This window comes from Ruegeria sp. BHSA191 (assembly GCF_059613325.1).
Genome location: NZ_JBXWSH010000001.1, coordinates 34,281 through 59,281, shown reverse-complemented (window position 1 = coordinate 59,281; position 25,001 = coordinate 34,281). Strand labels below are relative to the sequence as shown.

The following is a 25,001-nucleotide window of genomic DNA, read 5'->3' as shown; positions in this document are numbered from 1 at the left end:
GGAGGCCGCGATGGCTTTGCTGAACTTCAAAAAACGTGATGCGGCCGAAAAGGCCCCGGTGAACCCTGCCGTCGAAGCCTTTCTGAAAGGGTATTCGATCGAGGTGATGCCGCGCACCGCCGAGAAGGTCGAAGATTTTCGCGATCTGTTGCCCGAAGGCACGCGCGTCTACATCGCCCATATCGAGGGCACGCCGATCGAGGACATGGTCAAGACCGCCAAGCGGATCTCGGCCGAGGGCTATCCGGTCATGCCGCATTTCCCGGCCCGCATTATCAAGGACGCGGCGACGCTGGAGAACTGGATCGCCATGTATCAGGGCGAGGCCGGCGTCGATCAGGCGCTGCTGCTGGCCGGGGGCGTGGACAAGCCGCATGGCGAGTTCGACAGCTCGATGCAGTTGCTTGAGACGGGACTGTTCGACAAGGCGGGCTTCAAGCGTCTGCACGTCGCAGGTCACCCCGAGGGCAACAAGGATATCGACCCGGACGGCTCGACCAAAAACGTGGACGAGGCGTTGCGCTGGAAGCAGAAATTCAGCGAAACCACCGACGCCGAAATGGCGCTGGCCACCCAGTTTGCCTTTGACGCCAAGCCGATCATCGCATGGGCCGACGGCCTGAAGGCGGCCGGGATCGACCTGCCGATCCACATCGGCATCGCCGGTCCGGCCAAGCTGCAGACCCTGATCAAGTTCGCGATCGCCTGCGGCGTGGGCCCGTCGCTGAAGGTGCTGCAGAAGCGCGCCATGGACGTGTCCAAGCTGCTGCTGCCCTACGAGCCGACCGACGTGATCACCGCGCTGGCCGAACACAAGGCGGCCAACCCCGACTTCAACATCACCAACGTGCACTTCTTCCCGCTTGGCGGCATCAAGACCAATGCCAACTGGGCCATCGAAAACGGCGGCGCCTCGACGAAGCCTGCAAACGCTTAAGGACCGGACATGACCCGTACAGTCGTAGAATCAAAGACCAAAACCGCGATCATCGGCTTCGATCAGCCGTTCTGCGTGATCGGCGAGCGGATCAACCCCACCGGCCGCAAGAAGCTGGCGGCCGAGCTGGAAGCGGGCGATTTCTCGACCGTCGAGCAGGACGCGCTGGCGCAGGTGGCGGCCGGGGCGACCGTGCTCGATATCAACGCGGGTGTGGTCTACAACTCGAACCCCAACCCGAACGAGACCGAACCGCCGCTGATGAGACAGATCGTCGAACTGGTGCAGGGTCTGGTCGATGTGCCGCTGTGCATCGACAGTTCGGTTCCGGGCGCGTTGGAGGCCGGGCTCGAGGCTGCCGAAGGCCGCCCGTTGCTGAACTCGGTCACCGGTGAAGAGGATCGCCTGGAACTGGTGCTGCCGCTGGTCAAGAAATACAACGTGCCGGTCGTTGCGATCTCGAACGACGATACGGGCATTTCCGAAGACCCCGACGTGCGCTTTGAGGTTGCCAAGAAGATCGTCCAGCGCGCCGCCGACTATGGCATTCCGGCCCACGACATCGTTGTGGACCCGCTGGTGATGCCGATCGGTGCGATGGCAACTGCGGGGCTTCAGGTCTTTGCCCTGGTGCGCCGCCTGCGCGAAGAGCTGGGCGTGAACACCACCTGCGGTGCGTCCAACATCTCGTTCGGTCTGCCGAACCGTCACGGCATCAACAACGCCTTCCTGCCGATGGCGATGGGCGCGGGCATGACCTCGGCCATCATGAACCCGGTGGCGCTGCCGGTGACGCAGAAGAAGATTGCTGAGAAAAGGGCCGAGGTTGCGGCGGCGGGCATCATCCTGCCCGAGGGCATGGACGACGAAACCTTCGTTCAGATGTTCGGTCTGGGCTCGACCAAGCCGCGCGCCGGCAAGGAAATGGAGGCCATCCGCGCCGCCAACCTGCTGACCAACAACGACCCGCATGGCGGCGAATGGATCAAGTTCAACAAGCCGGCCGATGCCGCAGGCGCCGAAAGCGAGGGCGCGCGTGGCCGTCGGGGTGGCGGCCGCCGCCGCCGGGCCTGATGTGGGTTTGACGCTGTTCCGGGGCCGGGTGTTCAGCCCGGCCTTTTTCTGTGGCAATAACGCGTCTTTCCAGCAGATCGCCGCTTGATCCCGGTGCGCATCCGGTGCTATTTCAGCTCCTGCGGCGGGTATGATGTAATGGTAGCCTGTCAGCTTCCCAAGCTGAACGCGCGGGTTCGATTCCCGCTACCCGCTCCAGATTTTTCCCGCTTTGGCAATGTGTTGCGCTCGTTTGAGCGTCAGGCGTCCTCTGCTGCAAACAGCGGTCTAAGCCGTGCCAGCAGTTGGTCACGCACCAGCGCGAACCGGGGAGTGTGGGCAATCTCTTCCAGCATGGCGACCCAAAGGGGCACGGCCATCCCGGGGGGCACTTCGGGGTCGCGCTTTAGTCTGGGGTCAGCGTCTCCGACGAAGGTCGGCAGGAACGTCCTGCCCGCTCCTTCGGCAGCCATCTGCCGCAGGACCAAGAAGCTGTCGGCACCGCTGATGATGGCCGCGGGCGCGATGTTGTCCGCCATCCACTGCGCGGGCATCGACTTGCCCAGCGCGCCTTGCAGGGCCAGCCATTTCTGGCTGGGCGTGCCATCGTGATAGACGGCAAAGCGCAGTGTACCGGCCATCTGGCCGGTCAGGCCGCCATCCAATCCGGGGGACGGGCGCACCACAATGTCCGCCGTCAGGCGGGTCAGGTCGTGATGCGTATTGTTGCTGAGCAAAGTGAATTCAAGCCCCGGAAACCGTTCCGAGATTCGGCGCAAGATACATGGCAGCACGATCTGGCACAGGCTGTCCGTCGAAGCGATCCGCACTTTTCCGACCGGGGACCGGTCGGCCCCTGCAATTGTACGATCCAGCGCCAGAACCGCGTTTTCGACATCCTCCATTGCGGCGAAGATCTGCTGTGCCTCGGGGCGGGGTACATAGCCGGACGTGGCTTTGCCGAACAGATGGCAACCGTGGCGCTGCTCGAACGCAGCGACCCGGCGCAGGACCGTGGCATGCGTAACGTTCAGGGCCGTCGCGGCAGCGTTCAATGAACCATGGCGACGGACGGCCAGCACGAAGCGGATGTCATCCCAATTTGTCTTGTTCATAAATGAACAGGCTCAGCAAAATATCAAACAATTACAAGAAAAATTATTCAAGCTAGTCTTTGTGTGTTCAACAAGGGAGCAGAATTATGACCAAATATCTTTCTTTTGCGGCGGCCGGTCTTCTGTCGGTTGCGATCGTAGGTACCAGCATGGCGCAAGAGGCGAAGAACCCCGCAGTTAAGGCGCGGCAGTCTCTGATGTCGCTTTATGCGTTCAACATCGGTCAGTTGGGCGCCATGGCCAAGGGTGAGGCGGAATACGATGCCAAGCTCGCGGCGGCTGCGGCGAACAATCTGGCCACGCTGACCCAAGTCGATCAGTCGGCGATGTGGCCGGCCGGAACCGACAATGCGGGCGATCCGTCTTCGCGTGCTTTGCCGGCGATCTGGCAGAATTTTCCTGATGTCAGCGCCAAGGGGCAGGCCCTGGCCGAAGCCGCTGTTGCCATGCAGTCGGCCGCCGGGCAGGATCTTGATGCCCTGAAGGCCGCGATGGGGCCTCTGGGCGGGGCGTGTTCGGCGTGCCACAAGGCCTATCGCGCCCCCAAGGAGTAACGGTGGAATGCGAAAATGGGGATTCACGGCCGCCGCCTGCGCGGCCGTGATCGTGGGCGCGGGACTATTCGTGACCCGCCCGCGTTTGGCTGATCCGGCGAGGTTGAGCGGTCTGGCTCCCGACATTTCGCAGGGTGAACAGGCGTTTCATGCCGCCGGCTGCGCGGCCTGCCATTCGGCACCCGGGGCCGAGGGCGATACCCGCCTGGTTTTGTCCGGTGGGCGCAGGTTTTCGACGCCGTTCGGTACCTTCGTCGCGCCCAACATATCCAGTGATCCGGTTCACGGGATCGGCGATTGGACGCCCGTCGATCTGGCAAGCGCGCTATGGCATGGCAGCAGCCCGGACCGACAGCATTATTACCCAGCCTTCCCCTATGCGTCCTACGTCAGGATGGCGCCGCAGGATGTCGTCTCGTTGCATGCCTTCCTGATGAGCCTTCCAGCCGACGCCACGCCCAATGCACCCCACGAGGTAGGTTTTCCGTTCAATCTGCGGCTGGCCTTGGGAGGGTGGAAGCTGCTGTTTCTGCGGTCTGGCTGGATCATGGACGGAGATCTGTCCGGCCAGCAGCAGCGCGGCCGCTACCTTGTCGAGGCTCTGGGCCATTGCGGAGAATGTCATACCCCGCGCAATGCCCTGGGCGGGTTGATCCTGTCGAAATGGCTGCAGGGCGCCCCGAATCCCAGCGGAAAGGGGCGCATCCCGGGGCTGGACCCCGATCAGCTGGACTGGTCCGAAGCGGATATTGCCGAGTATCTGAGGTCCGGGTTCACGCCGGACTATGACAGCGCCGGGGGCGAGATGGCCGAGGTGGTGCTGAATACCGCGAAGCTGAGCGACGCAGATCGTCTGGCCATTGCCAGCTATCTCAAGGCCATCCCCCAATCGCGCGATTGATTGACATCGAAATCGCGTTGTCTCGGCGTCAAGCCGGTACGTGTGCATCCTGATCGGATGAAAGACCTGTGGGGCAGGGTCCCAAGGGCCGAAAATTCGCCCGACCATGGGCCGATGTTGCCGTGTCCCCAGCCTGTTAGCCTTTTCCCAATAGCGTCAGGAAGGGCGTTTTGACAGGAAAGGATATCGAGATGAGAGTGAAAACGAAAATCGCAAGGTTGTTGAGCACCGCAGCCCTGGCGTCAGCCTTCGCCGCCAGCCCCTATTCGCTGAGTTTTGACTTTGACTCCGGTTTCCATGTGGATCCCTCCTATGCTTTTGCAAAAAGCGGCAAAGGCAAGGATGGTGACGACGACCGCGACGATGACCGGGACGACGATCGGGATGATGACCGCGACGATGACCGAGACGACGATCGGGATGATGACCGCGACGATGACCGGGACGACGACGATGATGACGACGACGACAAGTCCCGCAGCGGCAAAAGCAAGCGCGGCGGATCCGCTGCCGCGTCGGGATCGGGCAATGGCCCGGTGCGCGTGACCAAGATTGAAACCAGCGCCAGCGGCGTCGAGATTCGCTATTCAGACGGCACCAAGGAAGAAATCGAGAACGGGCGCTATGAACGCAAGAACGCGCAGAACCGTACGGTTGAGGAGCGACCGGCGACCGGCTCTGACTTGACACGACTGCGTTCACTGGCCGACAGCGTGACCATCAACAGCGTGCCGTCTGGTGGCAACAGTGCCGGTGGCCGGCCAGCCAAGGTGGAACGCCAGGGCAGCAATATCGAGGTGCGCTATACCAATGGCTGGAAAGAGGAAATCGAGGCCGGCCGGTACGAGTTGAAGGATCCATACAACCGGACAGTGGTCGAACGCCCGGCAACCTCGGCCGATATGCAGCGGTTGAACGCGATCACGAACTGAGCAAGCCGTCGATCAAACCAAGTACGGCCTCCGGAATTTCCGGGGGCCGTTTTCAGTTGGGCGTCAGGTTTTCCAGGCGTCGTGGGCGATCAGTGCCGCCTCGACCCGATTTCGGGCATGCAGCTTGGACAGAATGCTTGTCATATAATGCTTTACGGTCTTTTCTTGAAGCGTCAGATCTTCGGCGATTTCGCGATTGCTCAGCCCTTTGGCCACGCGACGCAAGATTTCCTCTTCGCGATGCGTCAGGTCGCTCAGCCCGTCAGGTTCGGCGACCTTGGTCTTGCTCTTTCCGATCGAGAACAGGACCCGCGCGGCCAGCCCGGGGGACACGACCCCTTCGCCGGCGGCGATGCTGCGCAGCGATCCGGTCAAGGCGCTGGCCGTGACGCCCTTTAGGATGTAACCCGTCGCCCCGGCCTCCAGCGCGTCGGCGACGTCGTTGCTGTCCTCGGAGACGGTCAGAATGGCAATGCGCGGTGGATCCTCCATGGCCGCGATCTGCCGCGTGGCGGCGATTCCGCCGCCCGGCATGGACAGGTCCAGGATGACGAGGTCGGGCTTGTGGTCTCGGGTCAGTTGCACGGCCTCATTGGCGCTCTCGCCGGCCGCCAGCACCTTGAATTCACCCGAATCTTCCAATGTCCGGCGCAATCCGTCCCGAAAAATCGGGTGATCGTCCGCCAATACGATTGTCGTGGTCATCTCGGCCTCGCTTGCCTGTGAAACAGAGTCATTTTGATCGTTGTTCCCGCACCGGGGGCGGTTTTGAGCTCGAAACGCCCTCCGATGCTTTCCACCCGGTCGCGCAGCCCCATCAGGCCCTGACCGCCCTCGGTACCCAGCTTGATGGCATCTGACGGATCGAACCCCGGACCATCATCCGCGACCGCCACCGACAGCTCGTCGGGGCTTGAAGCGCAGGTAACGGTGCATTTCGCCCCTTGTGCGTGACGGGCGGCATTCGACAGGGCCTCCTGCACGAACCGGAAAACGCACAGCTTTTCGGCGTAGGACAACGCGGGCATCACGTCGCCGCTGATCGACAACTCGGGGGCGGGCGCGTCGGGAACCGACCGGTCGCTGGCGGCGCGCACGATCACGTCCTCAAGGTCCAGCGCCTCGATGTCGGGGGCCGCCAGCCCGCGGGACAGGGCGCGGATCTCGGTCAGCGCGCGTTGTATCGATTGGTGAACCTCGTGGGCGACCTTGTTGCCGGACCCGTCCTGGGGGAAGGCTGAATCCAATCGCAACGCCGCAAGCGCCAGATACTGGGCCGGGCCGTCATGCAGTTCGGCGCCCAGTTTGCGCAGAAAGCGGTCGGTTTGGGCGGTGGACCTCTCCGATGCCTCGATCACCTGCGCGCGCAGGTCGGCGTTTTGTTGCGACATTTTCAGGCTGTCGGCCAGACGGGTCTTCAACAGGTCGGACTGGGTGCGGATCGTCCGGTCGCCGACCGCCACGATCAGGTATAGGATCAGCGTGCTCAGCCCGAAGGTCGTGGCCACCACCAGCCAACTGGTGCGTCTGGCCTGCATCAGGTCGGTCTGCAACTGATCCGCGCGCTGATAGAACTCGCCGACGGCGATGATGTCGCCGGACCAGATCTCGCGGATGGGGCTGTAGACTTCCAGCAACGGAATGCCCATCGCGGCTTCGGCCTGGTTCTCGGCGCGGTCCAGTTCCTCGAACGAACCCGAGATCTGCCCCGACCAGGCGCGTTTCAGATCGTCGGTGGGGGGAAACGTGCGTCCGATGATGTCGGGGTCTGACGCATGGGCGATCAGCCCGTCATTTTTCCAGATCTTGTACGAGACGATCCGCTCTTGCATCGATTGCTGATCGAACAGCTCGGACACGGCCCGCGCTGCCGGGTCCGAAAGGTTGTCGCCGTGGGCTAGTTCCTGGCTGAGCGGCGACAGGATGCTTTCCATGTAGAGGGCTGCGGAATTGGCAGAGTTCTGTACGACCGCATCTTCGATCCGGCCCGTGACCCAGCCGCCGATTACGATAGCGCCGGTCCCCATAACCACGACGCTGGCCGCAAGATAGGCGCGGGACAGGGACCAATTTCCTGAACTGAGATCGGGCTTTGGTAGTTTCATGCTGCCCCCACTATTGCCCGGCCGATCGCCCTTTGCCACGGACCTTGGTCGGAAAAGGTCGCCCAGGATGCGGCATTGGCCGCAATGGGTGCAACGGCCAGGGGCCGCCTTAGGCGGCGCGGCGGGCCTGAAACAGGTTGATGACCGCGGGCAGCCCGGGATTACCATCGACGACGAAGCGTTCAAATTCGCTTTTAACTGCGCGCTGGATGATGCGGGCGTCGTCCTCGGACCCGTCGAAATGCGCGATGACTCGCGTGGCAGGCCCCACGCGGGTACACAGGCTGGCCGTTTCCTCGACGCTGTTCAGGCCGGGCAGGCGCAGGGTCACAGGTTCGCCGGAAACATCGCGCAGTCCGGCCTGGGTCATCAGGCGGGTGACGCGGTCGATGTCCTGAAAGGCCAGCGGGCCGGGCGCGTGGCGTCCGTATTTGGGTGGGTGGCCCAAATGCGCCGTGGCGGCCACATGCGGCACCCGAAACCATGGGTTGTCGGACAGCGGCCCCCAGGCGGCAAAGATCATCCGTCCACCCGGAACCAGTGCCCTTGCGATATTGGCAAAAGCGGCGACAGGATCGTCGAAGAACATCACCCCAAAACGCGAAATAGCCACGTCGCGGGATTCCGGCTCGAACGGTGCGACTTGGGCATCGGCCAGTTGAAACGCGGTGTTGGGCAGGCCGGCCGCGTCGGCACGCAGTGCGGCTCGGTCAAGAAACGGGCCCGAGATATCGGCACCCAGAACGTGCCCCTGGGGCCCGACTGCGCGCGCAGCCGCGACCGTGCTGGCACCTGTGCCACAGCCGATGTCCAGCACCCGCAGGCCGGACGTCAGGTCTGCGCGCTCCAGAACCAGGTCCAGAACCGGGGCCAGCATATGGTCCAGTTTGTCCTCGAAGGTCAACCACTTGGTGCCTGACGCCGAGTTTCCCCAGTATTCAGCTTGGTCTTCATTCGCCAGTTGCAAGGACGCCCTCCGCGTTTCGCTCGACTATGCCTTTCTGCGGCGACGGCGGCCAGTTTTTTCCGCATCGCCCCCGGTGTTGAAGGATGGGGCGGGCAGGCTGACGACCCTTGACAGTTCCGGAAAGGGGTCGGTCTTGTGCGGGATCGCGTTGGCGGCGACGAAATGCTCTTGGAATTTCGGCTCGATCGCGGTTTCGACCTTGGTGATCTCGCGCACCACGCGCTCGATCTCGGCCCGGGCGGCGATGTTGCACAGCGCGATGCGCGCGCCGGTACCGGCGGCGTTGCCCGCGCTCGAGACCTTGTCCAGCGGCGCGTCGGGGATCATGCCTAGAACCATCGCATGTTTGGTCGAGATATGGGCGCCGAACGCCCCGGCCAGCACCACGCGATCCACCTTGTCCACGCCCATCTCGTCCATCAGCAGCCGCGCCCCGGCATAGAGCGCGGATTTCGCCAGCTGGATCGCGCGGATGTCGCCTTGGGTCACGGTGATGCGTGGGCCACCTTCGGCGCTGGCATCATGAATCAGATAGGAATGAGTGCGGCCCTCGGGGATGCAGCGGCTGGAGCCGGTCTGTTCGGCCGAGCCGATCAGGCCGCTCTCGTCCAGCAGGCCGGCCAAGCGCATTTCGGCCACCGCCTCGATGATGCCCGACCCGCAGATGCCGGTGATGCCGGTGGTGGCGATGTCCGTCTCGAACCCGTCTTCGTCCGACCACTTGTCCGAGCCGATCACGCGGAACCGGGGTTCCTTGGTCACCGGGTCGATCTGAATGCGCTCGATCGCGCCGGGCGCGGCGCGCTGGCCCGAACTGATCTGCGCGCCCTCGAACGCCGGTCCGGTGGGCGAGGAACATGCCAGCACGCGGGTCGTGTTGCCTAGCAGGATCTCGGCATTGGTGCCGACGTCCACGATCAACACCAGGTCCTGCGACTTGCCCGGCTCTTCGCTCAGCGCTACGGCGGCGCAGTCGGCCCCCACATGGCCCGCGATGCAGGGCAGGATGTAGACCTGCGCGCGCGGGTTCATCGTGATCAGATCCATCTCGCGCGCGGGCAGCGAGACGCTTTCGGATGTGGCCAGCGCGAAGGGCGCCTGGCCCAGCTCGACTGGGTCCAGACCCAGCAGCAGGTGGTGCATGACCGGGTTGCAGACGAATACCGTTTCCACGATCAGGGCCGGGTCGATCCCGGCCTCGTCGGCGATCGAGGTGACCAGATCGTTGATCGCCTCGCGCACGGCCCGGGTCATTTCCTGATCACCGCCAGGGTTCATCATGGCATAAGAGACGCGGCTCATGAGGTCCTCGCCGAACCGGATTTGCGGGTTCATCAGGCCGGAGGAGGCCTTGACCTCGCCGGTTTCCAGATCGGTCAGATGCGCGGCGATGGTGGTCGAGCCGAGGTCGATGGCCAGCCCGTACAGCCCGTTTTCGTGCAGGCCGGGCCAGATTTCGACGATGCGCGCCACGCTGTCCTTGTGCCCCTTGTGCAAGGCAACCGTAACCTCCCACTTGCCCTTGCGCAGGGTCGGCTGCAGTTTGGACAGAAGCGACAGGTCGGCGGTGACGGCGTCGATCTGCCACTGCTCGCGCAGGGCACGCTCCAGCCGTTCCAGATCGCCGGTGGGCGAGTGCATGTCGGGTTCTTCGACCACCACGAAATAAAGGCGCGTGGCCGGGTCCATGGTGATGGCGCGCGCGGCGGCGGCCTTGCGCACCACCTGGCGGTGAACCTGGCTTTCGGGCGGGACGTCGATCACCACGTCGCCCTGAACGGTGGCCTGACATCCCAACCGCCGGCCCGGTTTCAGCCCGCGCTTGTCGTCATAGCGCTGCTCGACCGCGTTCCATTCGCTCAGCGCGTCTTCGCGGACCGTGACGCCGTGTTTGGGAAACTCGCCATAGCTGGGTGTGATCTGGCATTTCGAGCAGATCCCGCGCCCGCCGCAGACCGAATCCAGATCGACCCCTAGCTGCCGGGCCGCCGTCAGGATCGGAGTGCCAACGGGAAAATGTCCGCGTTTGCCCGAAGGGGTAAAGACGACAAGGGGATCGGTGGTCATGGATGGCCTGCCTTTTCGATATTCGCGCGTATGGCGGCAAGATATGGGTTTCGCGGCAAAGGGAAAGGCCAATCCGCGGCAGGTTTTGCGCGGCTTGCGTCGTTTTCCGCGCCATCGCGGCGGTTTGTGGGCGAACAAGTTGGGGCAGGGGCTTTTCCTTTGGTCGAAACCATGCAATAGGGTCACCGCCAAACGGGGTTTTGCATGGGGTTAGCAGATGCAGATTCGTGAGGCACTCACCTTTGATGACGTTCTTTTGGTTCCGGCGGCCTCGTCGGTGCTGCCGGCAACGGCAGACACGTCCACGCGCGTGACGCGCGCGATCACCATGAACATACCGCTGCTCAGCTCGGCCATGGACACTGTGACCGAGGCGCGCATGGCCATCGCGATGGCACAGGCCGGCGGCATCGGGGTGATCCACAAAAACTTGACGGTCGAAGAACAGGCCCGCGAGGTGCGCCGGGTCAAGCGTTTCGAATCCGGCATTGTCTACAATCCCGTCACCCTGCGCGCCAATCAGACGCTGGCCGATGCCAAGGCCTTGGTCGAGCGCTACAACTTCACCGGGTTCCCGGTGGTGGATGACGAAGGCCGCGTCGTCGGCATCGTAACCAATCGCGACATGCGCTTTGCCACCTCGGACGACCAGCCAATCCGCGCGATGATGACCTCGGACAACCTGGCCATGCTGCAAGAACCGGCCGACCGGGAAGAAGCCATCAGCCTGATGAAGGCCCGCCGGATCGAAAAGCTGCTGGTTGTGGACGCCAACGGCAAGCTGACCGGACTGCTGACGCTGAAGGATACCGAGCAAGCGGTGCTGAATCCAACGGCCTGCAAAGACGATCTGGGCCGGCTGCGCGTCGCGGCGGCCACGTCGGTTGGAGATGCCGGTTTCGAACGGTCCGAGCGGTTGGTGGATGCGGGTGTCGACATCATCGTGGTCGATACTGCGCACGGCCATTCCCAAGGGGTGCTGGACGCGGTGAAGCGGATCAAGGCCCTGTCGAACGAAGTGCAGATCATCGCAGGCAACGTCGCCACCGCAGACGCGACCAAGGCGCTGATCGACGCCGGTGCCGATGCGGTAAAGGTCGGGATCGGGCCAGGCTCGATCTGCACCACGCGCATGGTCGCCGGTGTCGGCGTGCCGCAACTGACCGCGATCATGGATTGCGCAGCGGCCGCCGGAGACGTTCCGGTCATCGCCGATGGTGGTATCAAGTTCTCGGGCGATTTCGCCAAGGCCATCGCGGCGGGGGCGTCATGCGCCATGGTGGGCTCGATGATCGCGGGCACCGACGAAAGCCCGGGCGAGGTGATCCTGTATCAGGGCCGTTCGTTCAAGTCCTATCGCGGCATGGGCAGCCTGGGCGCGATGGCGCGCGGCTCGGCTGATCGCTATTTCCAAAAGGACGCCGCGAATGACAAGCTGGTGCCCGAAGGGATCGAGGGGCAGGTGCCCTACAAAGGCTCGGCCAGCGCCGTCGTGCACCAGTTGGTTGGCGGCCTGCGTGCGGCCATGGGCTATACCGGATGTGCCACGATCGAAGAGATGCGGCGCAACTGTCAGTTCGTCAAGATCACCGGCGCGGGCCTGAAGGAAAGCCATGTGCATGACGTGCAGATCACCCGCGAAAGCCCCAACTACCGCATCATGTAAAGGCGCCAACGGGTTGCCCGAACGGATCAGCAGATGACACCAGCCGCGCGGGTTCAGGCCGCCATCGAAATCCTTGACGACATCCTATCGGGTGCGCCCGTCGAAAAGGCTTTGACCGGCTGGGCGCGGCGCAGCCGCTTCGCCGGGTCCAAGGATCGCGCGGCCATCCGCGACCACGTGTTCGATGCAGTCCGGTGCATGCGGTCCTACGCGGCGCGCGGCGGAGCGATGACCGGGCGTGGGTTGATGCTGGGTGCGCTGCGCGCCGCGGGCGAAGAGCCGGACGATTTTTTCTCTGGGGATCGGCACGCACCGGCGCCGGTGCAGGACAACGAGGTCGGACGCGCCTTTGCCACCGTGGCCGAGGAACATGATATCCCCGAATGGCTGTGGCCGATCTTCGAGCGGTCCCTCGGTGATCTGGCGCGCCCCACCGCCGTCGCCTTGCAGCGGCGGGCGCCGGTCCATCTGAGGGTGAATCTTGCCCGGGCAGATGTGGAAACCGCCGTCTCGACGCTGCTGTCCGATGGTGTCGAGGTGGTCCCGCATCCAGCCTGCGCAACCGCGCTCGAAGTCGTCTCGGGTGCGCGTCGTGTATCGAACGGCCAGGCCTATGCGCGCGGGCTAGTCGAACTTCAGGACGCGGCCAGCCAGGCGGTGGTTGCCGAGTTGGACCCAAAGCCCGGCATGCGGGTTCTGGATTTCTGTGCAGGCGGCGGCGGCAAGGCCCTGGCGATGGCTGCCCACACGGATGTAAAGGTCTTTGCCCATGACGCAAACCCGGCCCGGATGCGGGATTTGCCGGTGCGGGCGGGCAGGGCCGGGGTAAGCGTGACACCACTGGCATCACATGAGGTCGCACGACACGGGCCTTTCGACCTGGTGCTGGTGGACGCGCCTTGTTCGGGCAGCGGGTCCTGGCGCCGCGCGCCCGCCGGCAAATGGGCCTTGACACCGGACCGGCTGACCGAGCTGTCCAGCATTCAGGACAGTATTCTTAACCAGGTGGCGCCGTTGGTCACCGGACAGGGTGTGCTGGCCTATGCCACCTGTTCGCTGCTGGATGTCGAGAATGACCGGCGCGTCGACCGGTTTCTGGCGGAACACCCAGACTGGACGTGCGGGTTCCGAAAATTGTGGCAGGTTGCACACGGAACCGATGGGTTCTTCACTGCTCACTTGACGAGATAGCCAAGGGCTGAAAACAACTCAAGGTAGAAGTTAGCGCCGAGGCTTGCGTTAACTTTATATTTACCATCCGTGTGCCCGACTGCACACGGGGCGAATTGAAACAGGCTATTTTATGACTCAGACGGTTGGGGCGGTACCCAGGCTGAACGACAGATCATTGCCCAGTTGGTCGCGGATGCTGTCTTTGCTGGGGGCGGCCGTGGGCGTATGCATGCTGCCGATGCTGTCGACAATCCCTGATGAATGGACGCCCGGCATTCTGGCGGTCGGCGGGTCCTTTCTGGCGGTATTTTTCTTCGTGTCGCTTCGTGGCTTGCTTGAGGAACGCGCGAACAGCAAGGTCAGGGCGATACTGGCTGCCTTTCTGGAAAAGGAACCCGCGCCTGGCTTTATCTCCGATTCCGACGGGACCATTGTCATCGCCAATTCAGCGGCCCGAAGCCGGTTCAACGCCGGTCCTGGCGTCCGGCTGGATCGGTGTCTGCGGTCCGTCTTCGCCAACCCGTCGCCCATTTTGCTGCGCATGCATTCTCGGGCCGTGGCCCATGGCCGGGCGGCCGAAGACATCGTGAGCAAGGGCGCCAGCATTCCGGTCCTGACCGTCGATCTCGGCAACGGCCTGTTCTTGTGGCGAATCAAGGCATCGGGACGCCAGCTGTGGTCGCATGTGTCGGTTCCGGTGGTCACTTTGGGGCACAAGGACAGTGTGCTTGCGGCAAATCCGCATGCGCAAGAACTGCTGAGCCGGGCCCCCGATGCGCTGCAACAGATCCTTTCAGCCAGGACTTCGAAGGTCGCTGGCATGGTTCGCATCGAAGGAAACGATGCAGTGCGCCGCATCTGTGTCACCGAACTGAAGAGGACGAACTCGGGCCGAGACCTTGCGTTGATCGAGATCGACGACACCAAACCGACCCAATGGGCGCCGGCGGTGGACGACTTGCCTGTGCCGCTGTTGCGGTTGTCGCTGACCGGAGATGTCATCGAGGCCAATCACCTTGCTGCTAAACTGTTGGGTGACTTTCCTGTCGGCCAGACCAACATCGGTGAGATCATGCAGGGATTGAACCGCCCGGTATCCGCATTGTTAACGGATGTGGCTCAGCGCGAGGCCCCCCCATGTTCCGAGTTTCTGCGGCTGAGTCGGAAGGACAAGGACATCTATGTTCAGGTCACCCTGTCCCGGGTCGTTAATGATGGTGAGGTCGGTCTGCTGGCCGTACTGCATGATGCGACGGAATTGAAGACGTTGGAAGCACAGTTCGTTCAGGGCCAGAAGATGCAGGCCGTCGGGCAGTTGGCCGGCGGCGTCGCGCATGACTTCAACAACCTGCTGACCGCGATTTCAGGTCACTGCGATCTGCTGCTGCTGCGGCACGAGGCGAGTGATCCTGACTATGCGGACCTGGTGCAAATCAACCAGAACGCCAACCGCGCGGCCGCCCTTGTGGGGCAGTTGCTGGCGTTTTCCCGCAAACAGACGTTGCGGCCCGAAGTCCTGGACCTGCGCGACACCATTTCCGACCTGATCCACCTTCTGAACCGACTGGTGGGCGAGAAGATCCGGCTGGTCCTCAGCCACGACCCGGTGTTGAAGCCCGTGCGGGCGGACAAGCGTCAGTTGGAACAGGTGTTGATGAACCTCGTAGTCAACGCGCGTGACGCTATGCCAGAGGGGGGCGATATCCGCATCGAGACCGAAGTCGTCGTGTTGACCGAAGAATTCAGACGTGACCGGGCAACCGTCGCGCCCGGCGAATATGTTTCGGTCAAGGTCATCGACAGCGGAATCGGTATACCGGGGGACAAGCTGGACAAGGTGTTCGAGCCGTTCTTCACCACGAAGCGCACCGGCGAAGGCACCGGGCTGGGGTTGTCAACGGTTTACGGGATCGTCAAGCAGACCGGCGGGTTCATCTTCGTGGACAGCGTCGAAGGCCGCGGCTCTGAATTCAACGTACTGCTGCCGGTGTGCAGTACGGCCGAAACCGAAAAGCCGCCGGAACACAAGGCCGAGGAACAGGGCGCCAACCATACCGGCGAGGGCGTGGTTCTGCTGGTCGAAGACGAGGCGCCGGTCAGGGCCTTTGCGACCCGCGCCTTGCGTCTGAAGGGCTATACTGTGCTCGAAGCCGGTTCCGCCGAGGAAGCGCTGAAACTCCTTGAAGACCCGGATCTGCATGTCGATGTCTTTGTGACCGATGTGGTCATGCCGGGTATGGACGGCCCGACCTGGGTCTCCAAGGCGCGCATCGACAGGCCGGACGTGCGGGTGGTGTTCATGTCGGGATACACCGAGGGCGCCTTTGGCGAGTCCGGTCCGGAAATGCCCAACGCAAGTTTCCTGCCCAAGCCGTTTTCGCTGACGCAACTGGCCGAATCGGTGCAGCAGCATCTGAGCTGAGTCATCTGGCCCGACCGTACAGGTCGAACTCGGCCGCGTGGATCTTGCGAAACCGTCGCTCGGTCTCCGGCGCGATGTCCATCTGGCGTTTTGGCGACACGTTTTCCTGGGTCAGGTTGATTTCGGTTTTCAAACGGTCCTGCAGGAATTCGAGGATTGCTTGCTGGTTGTCATAGCGAAAAATATGGGTCGCACCGCGGCCATTGCTGCGCGTTCTGAAAAATTCGGATTGGCTGCCCACGTCGGCAAAGGCTGGGCGCGGTGTGCGCAAGTAGCCTTGAACGAAGGCGTCGAAGCTGAGGTCATGTGTCGCCTTTTCGTGACCCTGCAATTCAGGCCGCGATCGGTACCTGTACCAACTGCCCAGCCAATCCAGAGGCTCGCGGACAACGGCCATGACCTCGATTTCGGTATCGTACATCTTCAAGAAAATGTTCTGAAAGAACCGGTCGAACCGGCGCACCGGCGCGTGTTTAAGATCGGGAGGGCCGGACACCACGATATCGGCCCGATCACGCAGCGATTTGAAATACGCGGTGCTGCCGGTCTTGGGGACGGACAGCAAAGCCAGTCGTTCTTTGAAGAATATCAGCATGAAACTACTGCCCGACGCTAAACCTGTTTATGGGACAATGTTTGGCCGGGCTTGTCCGCAAGGTCAATGATGCGGCCGGATTCGCAGCGCGAATTGCTGAAAAAAGCGCTATTTTTCAGCGATTTGCGCGATCATGCCGCGACCCAAGCCTCAAGTAAACGTCTCGTTAACATCTTTTGTTGAAAGTAAATCCTGAAAGTTTTGGTTGAAATGTTCACTTTTTGATCTCATAAGGAACAAGAGGCGAACAAAGCAGCGATTGCCGCCCGGTTTCGGGTGTGACAAAAGGGAAGGCGACAGGACAATGGCGGATCTTCTGACGATGAGCGACAAGAAAAACGCGGACAAGCAAAAGGCGCTCGACAGCGCGCTGGCCCAGATCGAGCGGCAGTTCGGCAAGGGGTCGATCATGAAACTGGGCGACGGCGCCCGACAGGAGATCGAGGCCAGTTCGACCGGCTCTCTGGGGTTGGACATCGCCCTGGGCATCGGCGGCTTGCCGATGGGTCGGATCGTCGAAATTTACGGCCCGGAAAGCTCGGGCAAGACGACCCTTACCCTGCACTGCATCGCAGAACAGCAGAAACGCGGTGGTGTGTGTGCATTCGTCGATGCGGAACATGCGCTGGACCCGCAATACGCCCGCAAGCTGGGGGTGGATCTGGACGAGCTTCTGATCTCGCAGCCCGATACGGGTGAACAGGCGCTGGAAATCACCGATACGCTGGTGCGGTCCGGGGCGGTTAACATGGTCGTTGTGGACTCGGTGGCCGCGCTGACGCCGAAATCCGAGTTGGAAGGCGACATGGGCGATAGCAATGTGGGCGTGCAGGCCCGGTTGATGAGCCAGGCAATGCGCAAGCTGACCGGCTCGATCGCCCGCAGCAACTGCATGGTGATCTTCATCAACCAGATCCGCATGAAGATCGGCGTCATGTTCGGCAGCCCGGAAACGACGACCGGCGGCAACGCCCTGAAATTCTACAGCTCAGTCCGCCTGGATATCCGCCGCATCGGCGCGATCAAGGACCGCGACGAGGTGGTCGGCAATCAGACCCGCGTGAAAGTGGTCAAGAACAAGGTGGCGCCGCCGTTCAAGCAGGTGGAATTCGACATCATGTATGGCGAAGGCATCAGCAAGATGGGCGAATTGCTGGACCTGGGCGTCAAGGCCGGCGTGGTCGAGAAATCGGGTTCGTGGTTCAGCTATGGCGACGAACGGATCGGGCAGGGGCGGGAAAACGCCAAGCAGTATTTGCGCGAGAACAGTCGGATCGCGCTGGAGATCGAAGACAAGATCCGTGCCGCGCACGGGCTGGAGTTCGACATGCCGCCCGGGGCGGACGAGGACGACATCCTCGAAGCGTGATCGACCGGGTCAAAGACAGGCAGGGTGGTCCTTTGGGCCGCCCTGTTTCGTTTGCGGTGCAGCAATCCTGTGGACTATCGGCGGGCGGGGGGCTAAACCGTCGCGACAGATCATGACTGCGCGCTGAGAGAGCCCAATGCCCACGCTGAACGATATCCGCTCAACCTTTCTGAACTACTTTGCCAAACAAGGGCACGAGGTGGTTGCGTCGAGCCCGCTGGTGCCGCGCAACGACCCGACCCTGATGTTCGTCAACTCGGGCATGGTGCAGTTCAAGAACCTGTTCACCGGCCTCGAGACCCGCGACTACAAACGCGCTACCACCGCGCAGAAATGCGTGCGTGCCGGCGGCAAGCACAACGATCTGGACAATGTCGGTTACACGGCCCGCCACCATACTTTCTTCGAGATGCTGGGCAACTTCTCGTTTGGGGATTACTTCAAGGAAGCGGCGATTCCCTTCGCCTGGGAGTTGATCACCAAGGAGTTCGGGATCGACAAGAACCGGCTGCTGACGACGGTCTATCATACCGACGACGAAGCGTTCGAAATCTGGAAAAAGGTCGGCGTTCCCGAGGACAGGATCATCCGCATCGCCACCAGCGACAATTTCTGGCAGATGGGCCCCACCGGCCCCTGCGGCCCCTGCACAGAGATCTTCTATGATCACGGCGATCACATCTGGGGCGGTCCTCCGGGGTCGGCCGAGGAGGACGGCGATCGATTCATCGAGATCTGGAACATCGTCTTCATGCAGAACGAGCAGTTCGAGGACGGCTCGATGCGTGAACTGGACATGCAGTCGATCGATACCGGCATGGGTTTGGAACGGATCGGTGCGCTGCTGCAGGGCAGCCACGACAACTATGATACGGATCTGTTCAAAACTCTGATCGAGGCGTCGGCGGATGTGACCAATGTCGACCCCTACGGCGATCAGAACGTGCATCACCGGGTGATCGCCGACCACCTGCGGTCGACCTCGTTCCTGATTGCGGATGGTGTGATGCCGTCGAATGACGGGCGTGGCTATGTGCTGCGCCGGATCATGCGCCGGGCCATGCGTCACGCGCATCTGCTAGGCGCCAAGGATCCGGTCATGCACCGGTTGGTGCCCACGCTGGTGCAACTGATGGGCGCGCAATATTCAGAGCTGGGCCGGGCGCAGGCGCTGATCGAGGAAACGCTGCTGTTGGAGGAAACCCGGTTCAAGCAGACGCTGGACCGCGGCCTCAAACTGCTGGATGACGAAGTGGCGGGCCTGCCCGACGATGCGCCCTTGCCCGGCGAGGCTGCGTTCAAACTGTATGACACCTACGGATTCCCGCTGGATTTGACGCAGGACGCCCTGCGTGAGAAGGGCCGGACCGTGGACACCGAAGGGTTCGATGCTGCGATGGCCGAACAGAAGGCCAAGGCTCGGGCCGCCTGGGCGGGATCGGGGGAAGCCGCCGATCAGGCCGTGTGGTTCGACGTTCTGGACGCCGCCGGTGCGACCGATTTCCTGGGCTACGAGACCGAGAAAGCCGAGGGCCAGGTCTTGGCCGTTATCCGCGACGGGGCGCTGGTGGAGAAGCTGGAGCCGGGTGAAAGCGGTTGGATCGTCACGAACCAGACGCCGTTCTATGGCGAAGCCGGTGGTCAGGTCGGCGATACCGGCGTCATTCGGCGCCTGGAGGACCGCGACGAGGTTGCTCTGGTCGAAGACACCAAGAAGTTCGCCGACGGCAAGGTGATCGCGCACAAGGTTACAATCGAGAGTGGCCCATTTGCCAAGGGCGAGGCGGTGGAACTTGAGGTCGACCATGCCCGTCGCAGCGCGATCCGGGCCAACCACTCGGCCACGCACCTGCTGCACGAGGCCCTGCGCGAAACGCTGGGGGCGCATGTGGCGCAGCGCGGTTCTCTGAACGCCGCAGACCGTCTGCGTTTCGATTTCAGCCACACGAAGGCGATGACGCCAGAGGAAATCGAAACGGTCGAGCGTGAGGTCAACGCCTTCATCCGTCAGAACTCGCCCGTGGAAACCCGGATCATGACGCCGGACGATGCCCGTAAGCTGGGCGCGCAGGCGCTGTTCGGCGAGAAATACGGCGACGAGGTGCGCGTGGTTTCGATGGGCAAGGCGCCCACGGGCAAAGGTCATGACGGCGAGACCTGGTCGATCGAACTGTGCGGCGGCACCCATGTGCGCCACACGGGTGACATCGGCACCTTTGTCATCCTGGGCGACAGCGCCAGCAGCGCCGGCGTGCGCCGGATCGAGGCTTTGACGGGGGATGCCGCCCTCGAATACCTCTCGACCCAGGATCGCCGTCTTGTGCAGGTCGCGTCCGAACTCAAGGCGCAGCCCGAGGATGTGGTGAGTCGGGTCAAGGCCCTGCTGGACGAACGCAAGGCCCTGCAGAACGAGGTTGCACAGCTGCGCCGCGAACTGGCCATGGCCGGAGGCGCGGGGCAGGCGAACGGTGCCGTGGCCAAGGACGTCAACGGCATCAAGTTCCTGGCCCAGGCCCTGAGCGGGGTCTCGGGCAAGGACCTGCCGGCCTTGATCGACGAACATAAAAGTCGACTCGGCTCGGGCGCGGTTCTGTTGATTGCCGACAGCGGTGGAAAAGCCGCGGTTGCGGCCGGCGTGACCAACGACCTGACGCAGAAGATCTCGGCGGTCGATCTGGTTCGGGCGGCCGTGCAGGAACTGGGCGGCAAGGGCGGCGGTGGACGCCCCGACATGGCTCAGGGCGGCGGACGCGATCCGTCGAATGCAGCCGCGGCCATCAAGGCGGCGGAACTGGTATTGGGAGGTTAGAATGCCAGCACTCTGGATTGCTCATGTCACGGTAACCGATGCCGAAGCATATGGAAAATATGCCGAACTGGCAGGCCCTGCGATTGCCAAGCATGGCGGGCATTTCATCGCCCGGGCAGGGCGGTACGTTCAGCTTGAGGGCAAGGAACGGCCGCGCAATGTCGTGGCCAAGTTCCCGTCTGTCGAAGACGCGGTGGCCTGCTACAACTCGCCGGAATACCAGCAGGCGCTGGATCATGCGCGCGGGGCAAGTGAACGCGAGTTGATCGTGGTCGAAACGACCGAATGACCCGGTGGCCCGAGGCACGGGCCGCCCTTTTCAAACGTCCAGACAACGCAAACCTTGTGTCTTGCGACGCTAACTGACTTGGTTTGTGGGGCTGAGTAGGATTTTGCGCCACCCGCAAATGCCGGCGTTTCGCGCCTAGCGATAAACGGCCTGCCGGCCTCTTGATGCCCATTTCTGCCATCATCTTGATCCCAAATTGCCTGATTGACAGACGGATTTTCGCCGTTTTTCGACCCGAATTTGGCGGAAGGTTGCCGTGTTTGGGTATTTGCATGACACTTAGTTGATTGCAGACACCTAGATTTTCATCCGGTGACCAGTGTGCTGTCAGGATCCGGAGGTTGAGATGAAGAAGGCGACCCAATCTTCTGCACTGAAATTGCGATCCGGACCTGTAGTGGCGGCTGGTCGGTGTCGCGCATTGGGTATTTTGGCGGCTGTTGCCATGGCGGCGTTCAGTTCCACAGCCTTGGCTGACAGCGCTTTCATTACCGGGGCGACCCCTGCTCAGCCGCCATCGGGCGCGTCTCAACTCTGCCAACGATACAGTTGGGCATGCTCGGAAGGATCCAGCCGAACGATTGATGGTCACCGAGAGTTATTGGTCGTGAAGCAGATCAATCGCCACGTGAACGCCTCGACCAGGGAGGTTTCTGACCAGTCACAATACCGGCTGCAGGAAAAATGGGCGCTGCCGACAAAGTTGGGTGGGGACTGCGAAGACTTCGTTCTGCTGAAAAAGAGAAACCTGATCGAAGCTGGCGTTGATCCCAAGCGGCTTCTTATCGCGACCGTACTGGACACGAGACGCCGGGGCCATGCGGTTTTGGTCTATCGGTCGCCGCGCGGCGATATGATTCTGGACAATCAAACCAACCAGATCAAGCCGTGGGCATCGACCAGGTACCTATTCCTGCGCATGCAAGATCCCAATCAACCCCATCGTTGGGTCGGGGTTTTTCGGCGCAGCTGAATTTGCGTCTGGCGCGAATCGATTGACGAAATGGTTGAATGCAGGGCCTCAAATTGAAGCCCTGCATCCGAGTTCAAGCCCCGTCAGCTCTCGTCGTTATTAGCATTGTGGCCTTGGCCTGGGCTGCTTCCCTCGGGCCCATTGCCACCACCATTGTTGCCCGTGCTTCCCTTGCGACCATCGCCGGACTTGTTTCCACTATTTTTTCCATTTCCACCCTTGTCGCCCTTTGTACCTTTTCCGCTTTTCTTGCCTTTTCCGTCGCGATCAGGCTTGTCGTCGTCGGCGTCCGGGGGCCCTGAACAGGTGCAACCTCCACCGTCACCGTCGGTATTGTCCCCACCGTCACCGTCGGTATTGTCCCCACCGTCACCGTCGGTATTGTCCCCACCGTCACCGTCGGTATTGCCCCCATCTTCACCGCCGGTATTGCCCCCATCGTCACCGCCGGTATTGCTCCCACCGTCGCCGCCGGTATTGCTCCCACCGTCGCCGTCGGTATTGCCCCCATCGCCGCCGCCGGTATTGCCCCCATCTTCACCGCCGGTGATGCCACCATTGCCATTGGTCGTGCTTGCCCCCTGCGCGCCAGAGCTGCCAGTTTCAGGTTCGGACGGTCCGTCGCCACTTTTCTGTTGTTGAAAGCCGATCGAGGCTGTCGGTATATCGGTTAAGAGCACGGCAAGTTGCGGACATTCGGCTCCTAGCCTCGTCAGAATTTGTTCAAAGTCCGCGCGGCGCTGGATGTATCTCAGCATACTTCTTGTGACTTGATCGCATTCACACAGTACTTGAGCGGACGCCCCTGATTGACGAGCTGTTTTCACGGTACACGCCGCGCTTGCCTCAGTTCCGGCCGAAATCCCGGACGTGAAAAAAAGTGAAAAAACAATGAAAACGCGGGAAAATACTACCATGACCAAGCTCCTCGGCACTGGTTACTCAAAAAAACACGCCAACTGCGATGCCACGGCTTGGCAGAGCATACAGAATCGGCGCCACATTCACGCCATGATTACACCCCCGATGCGCCACAATCGCAAGGTTCTGGCCAGGCTGACGGGAGAGTATTCAGACCGTGTTCCCGAAAAAGTACAGTTGAAACAAATGGCCGCTGGGGAAAGCGTGTCTTTTTCGTTTTTCCCAACGAAATCAGAGCGGAAACAATGACGTCAAGCTGACGTCATTGCTTCCGAGTAAGGTCGGTTTGCCGTTCGGATCAGGCGGATTTGGCCATCCGCTTCCGTTCGTGGGGGTCGAGGAATCGTTTGCGAAGGCGGATCGCGTTCGGGGTCACTTCGACCAGTTCATCGTCATCGATATAAGCGATGGCCTCCTCCAGCGAGAACTGGACATGCGGGGTCAGCCGAACCGCGTCGTCCGATCCGCTGGCGCGCACGTTGGTCAGCTTTTTGCCCTTGAGCGGGTTCACTTCGAGGTCGTTGTCCCGCGAATGCTCACCGATGATCATGCCTTGATACACATCAGCCTGCGGGCCGATGAACATGCGGCCGCGCTCCTCGAGGTTCCACAGCGCATAGGCGACGGCTTGGCCATTCTCCATCGAGATCAGAACGCCGGCCCGGCGGCCGGGGATCGGGCCCTTGTGCGGCGCCCAGCCGTGGAACACGCGGTTCAAAACACCGGTGCCGCGGGTGTCGGTCAGAAACTCGCCGTGATAGCCGATCAGCCCACGCGACGGGACATGCGCGATGATGCGGGTCTTGCCGGCACCGGCGGGGCGCATCTCGACCAGTTCGCCCTTGCGCGCGCCGGTGATCTTTTCGATCACGGCGCCCGAGTATTCGTCATCCACGTCGATGGTGACTTCCTCGATCGGCTCCAGCCGCTGGCCATTTTCCTCGCGGAACAGAACCTGCGGGCGCGATATGCTGAGTTCAAACCCTTCACGGCGCATGTTCTCGATAAGAACGCCCATCTGCAATTCGCCACGGCCCGCGACCTCGAAGGCTTCGCCGCCCGGAGTGTCGGTAACGCGGATGGCCACGTTGGATTCGGCCTCTTTCATCAGGCGGTCGCGGATGACGCGCGACTGGACCTTCTTGCCGTCACGCCCCGCCAGCGGCGAGTCGTTGATGCCGAAGGTGACGGTGATGGTTGGCGGATCGATCGGCTGGGCGGGCAGGGCCTCGGTCACCTGCGGGGCCACCAGCGAATCCGCGACGGTGGCCTTGCTCATGCCCGCGATGGTCACGATGTCGCCCGCTTCGGCCACGTCGATCGGTTGCTGGCTGAGACCGCGGAAGGCCAGGATCTTGGTGGCGCGAAAATTCTCGATCAAGGTGCCGTCGCGGCTGAGCGCTTTGAGCGCATCGCCCGCCTTGAGCGTGCCGCTTTCGACGCGGCCGGTCAGGATGCGGCCGATGAACGGGTCGCTGCCCAAGGTCGTTGCCAGCATGCGGAAGGGTTCATCCTTGCGCGCGATCTGCTTGGGGGCGGGAACGTGATCGACGATCAGGTCGAACAGCGCCGACAGATCCTTGCGCGGTCCGTCCAGTTCCATGTCGGCCCAGCCCGACCGCCCCGAGGCGTACATGGCCGGGAAATCCAGCTGGTCATCGTCGGCGCCGAGGTTGGCGAACAGGTCAAAGCATTCGTCCAGCGCGCGGTCGGGCTCGGCATCGGGCTTGTCGACCTTGTTCAGCACCACGATCGGGCGCAGGCCCAGCGCCAGCGCCTTCGAGGTCACGAACTTGGTTTGGGGCATCGGGCCTTCGGCGGCATCGACCAGCAGCACGACGCCATCGACCATGCTGAGAATGCGTTCGACCTCGCCGCCGAAATCGGCGTGGCCGGGGGTGTCGACGATGTTGATGCGCGTGCCCTTCCATTCGACGCTGGTGGCCTTGGCTAGAATGGTGATGCCGCGTTCGCGTTCAAGATCATTGCTGTCCATGGCGCGTTCGGCCACGGCCTGGTTCTCGCGGAACGCGCCGGATTGTTTGAGAAGTTCGTCCACCAGGGTCGTTTTGCCGTGGTCCACGTGGGCGATGATTGCGATGTTGCGCAGGTCCATGAAGTCAGCCTTTGAACGGGAAGTTGCCGCGCGCATA

21 protein-coding genes and 1 tRNA gene are annotated in these 25,001 nt (G+C 62.3%); 14 read left to right on the top strand and 8 right to left on the bottom strand.

Annotated features, from left to right (window positions below):
* The first annotated feature begins 10 nt into the window (after positions 1-10).
* The 3 genes from AC2FNS_RS00300 to AC2FNS_RS00290 all read left to right on the top strand — a co-directional run bounded on the left by AC2FNS_RS00300 (position 11) and on the right by AC2FNS_RS00290 (position 2,209).
* A complete protein-coding gene (locus AC2FNS_RS00300; RefSeq protein WP_496712035.1) occupies positions 11-937 on the top strand; it encodes a methylenetetrahydrofolate reductase in 927 nt (308 codons plus the stop codon).
* A 9-nt stretch (positions 938-946) separates the two neighbouring features.
* Complete coding sequence (locus AC2FNS_RS00295; protein ID WP_496712037.1) at positions 947-2,011, top strand: methyltetrahydrofolate cobalamin methyltransferase; 1,065 nt, start codon at positions 947-949, stop codon at positions 2,009-2,011.
* Between the two features lie 124 nt (positions 2,012-2,135).
* Positions 2,136-2,209, top strand: a tRNA-Gly gene (locus AC2FNS_RS00290).
* A gap of 41 nt (positions 2,210-2,250) precedes the next feature.
* Here the strand turns inward: AC2FNS_RS00290 and AC2FNS_RS00285 are convergent.
* Positions 2,251-3,105, bottom strand: a complete 855-nt coding sequence (locus tag AC2FNS_RS00285) for a LysR family transcriptional regulator (protein WP_496712039.1) — start codon at positions 3,103-3,105, stop codon at positions 2,251-2,253.
* A gap of 86 nt (positions 3,106-3,191) precedes the next feature.
* On the opposite strand from AC2FNS_RS00285, the gene AC2FNS_RS00280 reads away from it, so the two are divergent.
* The 3 genes from AC2FNS_RS00280 (at position 3,192) to AC2FNS_RS00270 (ending at position 5,492) form a co-directional block, all read left to right on the top strand.
* Complete coding sequence (locus AC2FNS_RS00280) at positions 3,192-3,659, top strand: c-type cytochrome (RefSeq protein WP_496712040.1); 468 nt, start codon at positions 3,192-3,194, stop codon at positions 3,657-3,659.
* Between the two features lie 7 nt (positions 3,660-3,666).
* Positions 3,667-4,560 carry a c-type cytochrome gene (locus AC2FNS_RS00275; protein ID WP_496712042.1) on the top strand — a complete coding sequence of 298 codons (894 nt, stop codon included), beginning with the start codon at positions 3,667-3,669 and terminating at the stop codon, positions 4,558-4,560.
* Between the two features lie 170 nt (positions 4,561-4,730).
* A complete protein-coding gene (locus AC2FNS_RS00270) occupies positions 4,731-5,492 on the top strand; it encodes a hypothetical protein (protein WP_496797475.1) in 762 nt (253 codons plus the stop codon).
* A gap of 63 nt (positions 5,493-5,555) precedes the next feature.
* On the opposite strand, the gene AC2FNS_RS00265 is transcribed toward AC2FNS_RS00270, so the two are convergent.
* The 4 genes from AC2FNS_RS00265 to AC2FNS_RS00250 all read right to left on the bottom strand — a co-directional run bounded on the left by AC2FNS_RS00265 (position 5,556) and on the right by AC2FNS_RS00250 (position 10,631).
* Positions 5,556-6,197: a response regulator gene (locus AC2FNS_RS00265; protein ID WP_496712045.1), complete on the bottom strand. Its 642-nt coding sequence runs from the start codon at positions 6,195-6,197 to the stop codon at positions 5,556-5,558.
* On the bottom strand, positions 6,194-7,597 hold the full coding sequence (locus AC2FNS_RS00260) for a sensor histidine kinase (protein WP_496803741.1): 1,404 nt from the start codon (positions 7,595-7,597) through the stop codon (positions 6,194-6,196). The genes AC2FNS_RS00265 and AC2FNS_RS00260 overlap by 4 nt, the downstream gene beginning before the upstream one ends.
* 109 nt (positions 7,598-7,706) lie before the next feature.
* Positions 7,707-8,564, bottom strand: a complete 858-nt coding sequence (locus tag AC2FNS_RS00255) for a class I SAM-dependent methyltransferase (RefSeq protein ID WP_496797473.1) — start codon at positions 8,562-8,564, stop codon at positions 7,707-7,709.
* 24 nt (positions 8,565-8,588) lie between these two features.
* Positions 8,589-10,631, bottom strand: a complete 2,043-nt coding sequence (locus AC2FNS_RS00250) for an ASKHA domain-containing protein (RefSeq protein ID WP_496797472.1) — start codon at positions 10,629-10,631, stop codon at positions 8,589-8,591.
* Positions 10,632-10,848: 217 nt separating this feature from the next.
* Between AC2FNS_RS00250 and guaB the strand changes: the two genes are divergently transcribed.
* The 3 genes from guaB to AC2FNS_RS00235 all read left to right on the top strand — a co-directional run bounded on the left by guaB (position 10,849) and on the right by AC2FNS_RS00235 (position 15,892).
* Positions 10,849-12,297 (top strand): IMP dehydrogenase, encoded by a 1,449-nt coding sequence (gene guaB, locus AC2FNS_RS00245; protein ID WP_496678306.1) that lies wholly within the window; start codon positions 10,849-10,851, stop codon positions 12,295-12,297.
* 33 nt (positions 12,298-12,330) lie between these two features.
* Positions 12,331-13,488, top strand: coding sequence for an RsmB/NOP family class I SAM-dependent RNA methyltransferase (locus AC2FNS_RS00240; RefSeq protein ID WP_496712052.1), 1,158 nt, complete (start codon positions 12,331-12,333; stop codon positions 13,486-13,488).
* Between the two features lie 112 nt (positions 13,489-13,600).
* The gene (locus AC2FNS_RS00235; protein ID WP_496803740.1) at positions 13,601-15,892 is read left to right on the top strand and encodes a hybrid sensor histidine kinase/response regulator; all 2,292 of its coding nucleotides are present in this window, start codon (positions 13,601-13,603) and stop codon (positions 15,890-15,892) included.
* Between the two features lies 1 nt (position 15,893).
* Here AC2FNS_RS00235 and AC2FNS_RS00230 read toward each other — a convergent pair whose 3' ends face one another.
* On the bottom strand, positions 15,894-16,487 hold the full coding sequence (locus tag AC2FNS_RS00230) for a gamma-glutamyl kinase (RefSeq protein ID WP_496712054.1): 594 nt from the start codon (positions 16,485-16,487) through the stop codon (positions 15,894-15,896).
* 304 nt (positions 16,488-16,791) lie between these two features.
* Here AC2FNS_RS00230 and recA point away from each other — a divergent pair, with 304 nt between their 5' ends.
* From recA to AC2FNS_RS00210, 4 genes are all read left to right on the top strand, one after another.
* Positions 16,792-17,856, top strand: coding sequence for a recombinase RecA (recA, locus tag AC2FNS_RS00225; RefSeq protein WP_496678314.1), 1,065 nt, complete (start codon positions 16,792-16,794; stop codon positions 17,854-17,856).
* Between the two features lie 136 nt (positions 17,857-17,992).
* Complete coding sequence (gene alaS, locus AC2FNS_RS00220) at positions 17,993-20,665, top strand: alanine--tRNA ligase (protein WP_496797471.1); 2,673 nt, start codon at positions 17,993-17,995, stop codon at positions 20,663-20,665.
* Position 20,666: 1 nt separating this feature from the next.
* Positions 20,667-20,954, top strand: coding sequence for a DUF1330 domain-containing protein (locus AC2FNS_RS00215; RefSeq protein WP_490360396.1), 288 nt, complete (start codon positions 20,667-20,669; stop codon positions 20,952-20,954).
* Between the two features lie 346 nt (positions 20,955-21,300).
* On the top strand, positions 21,301-21,927 hold the full coding sequence (locus AC2FNS_RS00210; protein WP_496712058.1) for a transglutaminase-like cysteine peptidase: 627 nt from the start codon (positions 21,301-21,303) through the stop codon (positions 21,925-21,927).
* Positions 21,928-22,010: 83 nt separating this feature from the next.
* Here AC2FNS_RS00210 and AC2FNS_RS00205 read toward each other — a convergent pair whose 3' ends face one another.
* Positions 22,011-22,844, bottom strand: a complete 834-nt coding sequence (locus AC2FNS_RS00205; RefSeq protein ID WP_496797470.1) for a hypothetical protein — start codon at positions 22,842-22,844, stop codon at positions 22,011-22,013.
* Here AC2FNS_RS00205 and AC2FNS_RS00200 point away from each other — a divergent pair.
* Positions 22,843-23,097 (top strand): hypothetical protein, encoded by a 255-nt coding sequence (locus tag AC2FNS_RS00200; RefSeq protein ID WP_496797469.1) that lies wholly within the window; start codon positions 22,843-22,845, stop codon positions 23,095-23,097. The genes AC2FNS_RS00205 and AC2FNS_RS00200 overlap by 2 nt on opposite strands.
* A gap of 49 nt (positions 23,098-23,146) precedes the next feature.
* On the opposite strand, the gene typA is transcribed toward AC2FNS_RS00200, so the two are convergent.
* Positions 23,147-24,964 carry a translational GTPase TypA gene (gene typA / locus AC2FNS_RS00195; RefSeq protein WP_496712063.1) on the bottom strand — a complete coding sequence of 606 codons (1,818 nt, stop codon included), beginning with the start codon at positions 24,962-24,964 and terminating at the stop codon, positions 23,147-23,149.
* Positions 24,965-25,001 lie beyond the last annotated feature (37 nt).

What these genes read in the sequence shown, in the direction of transcription:
- typA (WP_496712063.1), bottom strand. Translation starts at nt 24,964, where the DNA reads ATGGACCTGCGCAACATCGCAATCATCGCCCACGTGGACCACGGCAAA.
- AC2FNS_RS00215 (WP_490360396.1), top strand. Translation starts at nt 20,667, where the DNA reads ATGCCAGCACTCTGGATTGCTCATGTCACGGTAACCGATGCCGAAGCA.
- AC2FNS_RS00275 (WP_496712042.1), top strand. Translation starts at nt 3,667, where the DNA reads ATGCGAAAATGGGGATTCACGGCCGCCGCCTGCGCGGCCGTGATCGTG.
- recA (WP_496678314.1), top strand. Translation starts at nt 16,792, where the DNA reads ATGGCGGATCTTCTGACGATGAGCGACAAGAAAAACGCGGACAAGCAA.
- alaS (WP_496797471.1), top strand. Translation starts at nt 17,993, where the DNA reads ATGCCCACGCTGAACGATATCCGCTCAACCTTTCTGAACTACTTTGCC.
- AC2FNS_RS00250 (WP_496797472.1), bottom strand. Translation starts at nt 10,631, where the DNA reads ATGACCACCGATCCCCTTGTCGTCTTTACCCCTTCGGGCAAACGCGGA.
- AC2FNS_RS00230 (WP_496712054.1), bottom strand. Translation starts at nt 16,487, where the DNA reads ATGCTGATATTCTTCAAAGAACGACTGGCTTTGCTGTCCGTCCCCAAG.
- AC2FNS_RS00280 (WP_496712040.1), top strand. Translation starts at nt 3,192, where the DNA reads ATGACCAAATATCTTTCTTTTGCGGCGGCCGGTCTTCTGTCGGTTGCG.
- AC2FNS_RS00240 (WP_496712052.1), top strand. Translation starts at nt 12,331, where the DNA reads ATGACACCAGCCGCGCGGGTTCAGGCCGCCATCGAAATCCTTGACGAC.
- AC2FNS_RS00200 (WP_496797469.1), top strand. Translation starts at nt 22,843, where the DNA reads ATGACCAAGCTCCTCGGCACTGGTTACTCAAAAAAACACGCCAACTGC.
- AC2FNS_RS00205 (WP_496797470.1), bottom strand. Translation starts at nt 22,844, where the DNA reads ATGGTAGTATTTTCCCGCGTTTTCATTGTTTTTTCACTTTTTTTCACG.
- AC2FNS_RS00265 (WP_496712045.1), bottom strand. Translation starts at nt 6,197, where the DNA reads ATGACCACGACAATCGTATTGGCGGACGATCACCCGATTTTTCGGGAC.
- AC2FNS_RS00300 (WP_496712035.1), top strand. Translation starts at nt 11, where the DNA reads ATGGCTTTGCTGAACTTCAAAAAACGTGATGCGGCCGAAAAGGCCCCG.
- AC2FNS_RS00285 (WP_496712039.1), bottom strand. Translation starts at nt 3,105, where the DNA reads ATGAACAAGACAAATTGGGATGACATCCGCTTCGTGCTGGCCGTCCGT.
- AC2FNS_RS00210 (WP_496712058.1), top strand. Translation starts at nt 21,301, where the DNA reads ATGAAGAAGGCGACCCAATCTTCTGCACTGAAATTGCGATCCGGACCT.
- guaB (WP_496678306.1), top strand. Translation starts at nt 10,849, where the DNA reads ATGCAGATTCGTGAGGCACTCACCTTTGATGACGTTCTTTTGGTTCCG.
- AC2FNS_RS00235 (WP_496803740.1), top strand. Translation starts at nt 13,601, where the DNA reads ATGACTCAGACGGTTGGGGCGGTACCCAGGCTGAACGACAGATCATTG.
- AC2FNS_RS00260 (WP_496803741.1), bottom strand. Translation starts at nt 7,597, where the DNA reads ATGAAACTACCAAAGCCCGATCTCAGTTCAGGAAATTGGTCCCTGTCC.
- AC2FNS_RS00295 (WP_496712037.1), top strand. Translation starts at nt 947, where the DNA reads ATGACCCGTACAGTCGTAGAATCAAAGACCAAAACCGCGATCATCGGC.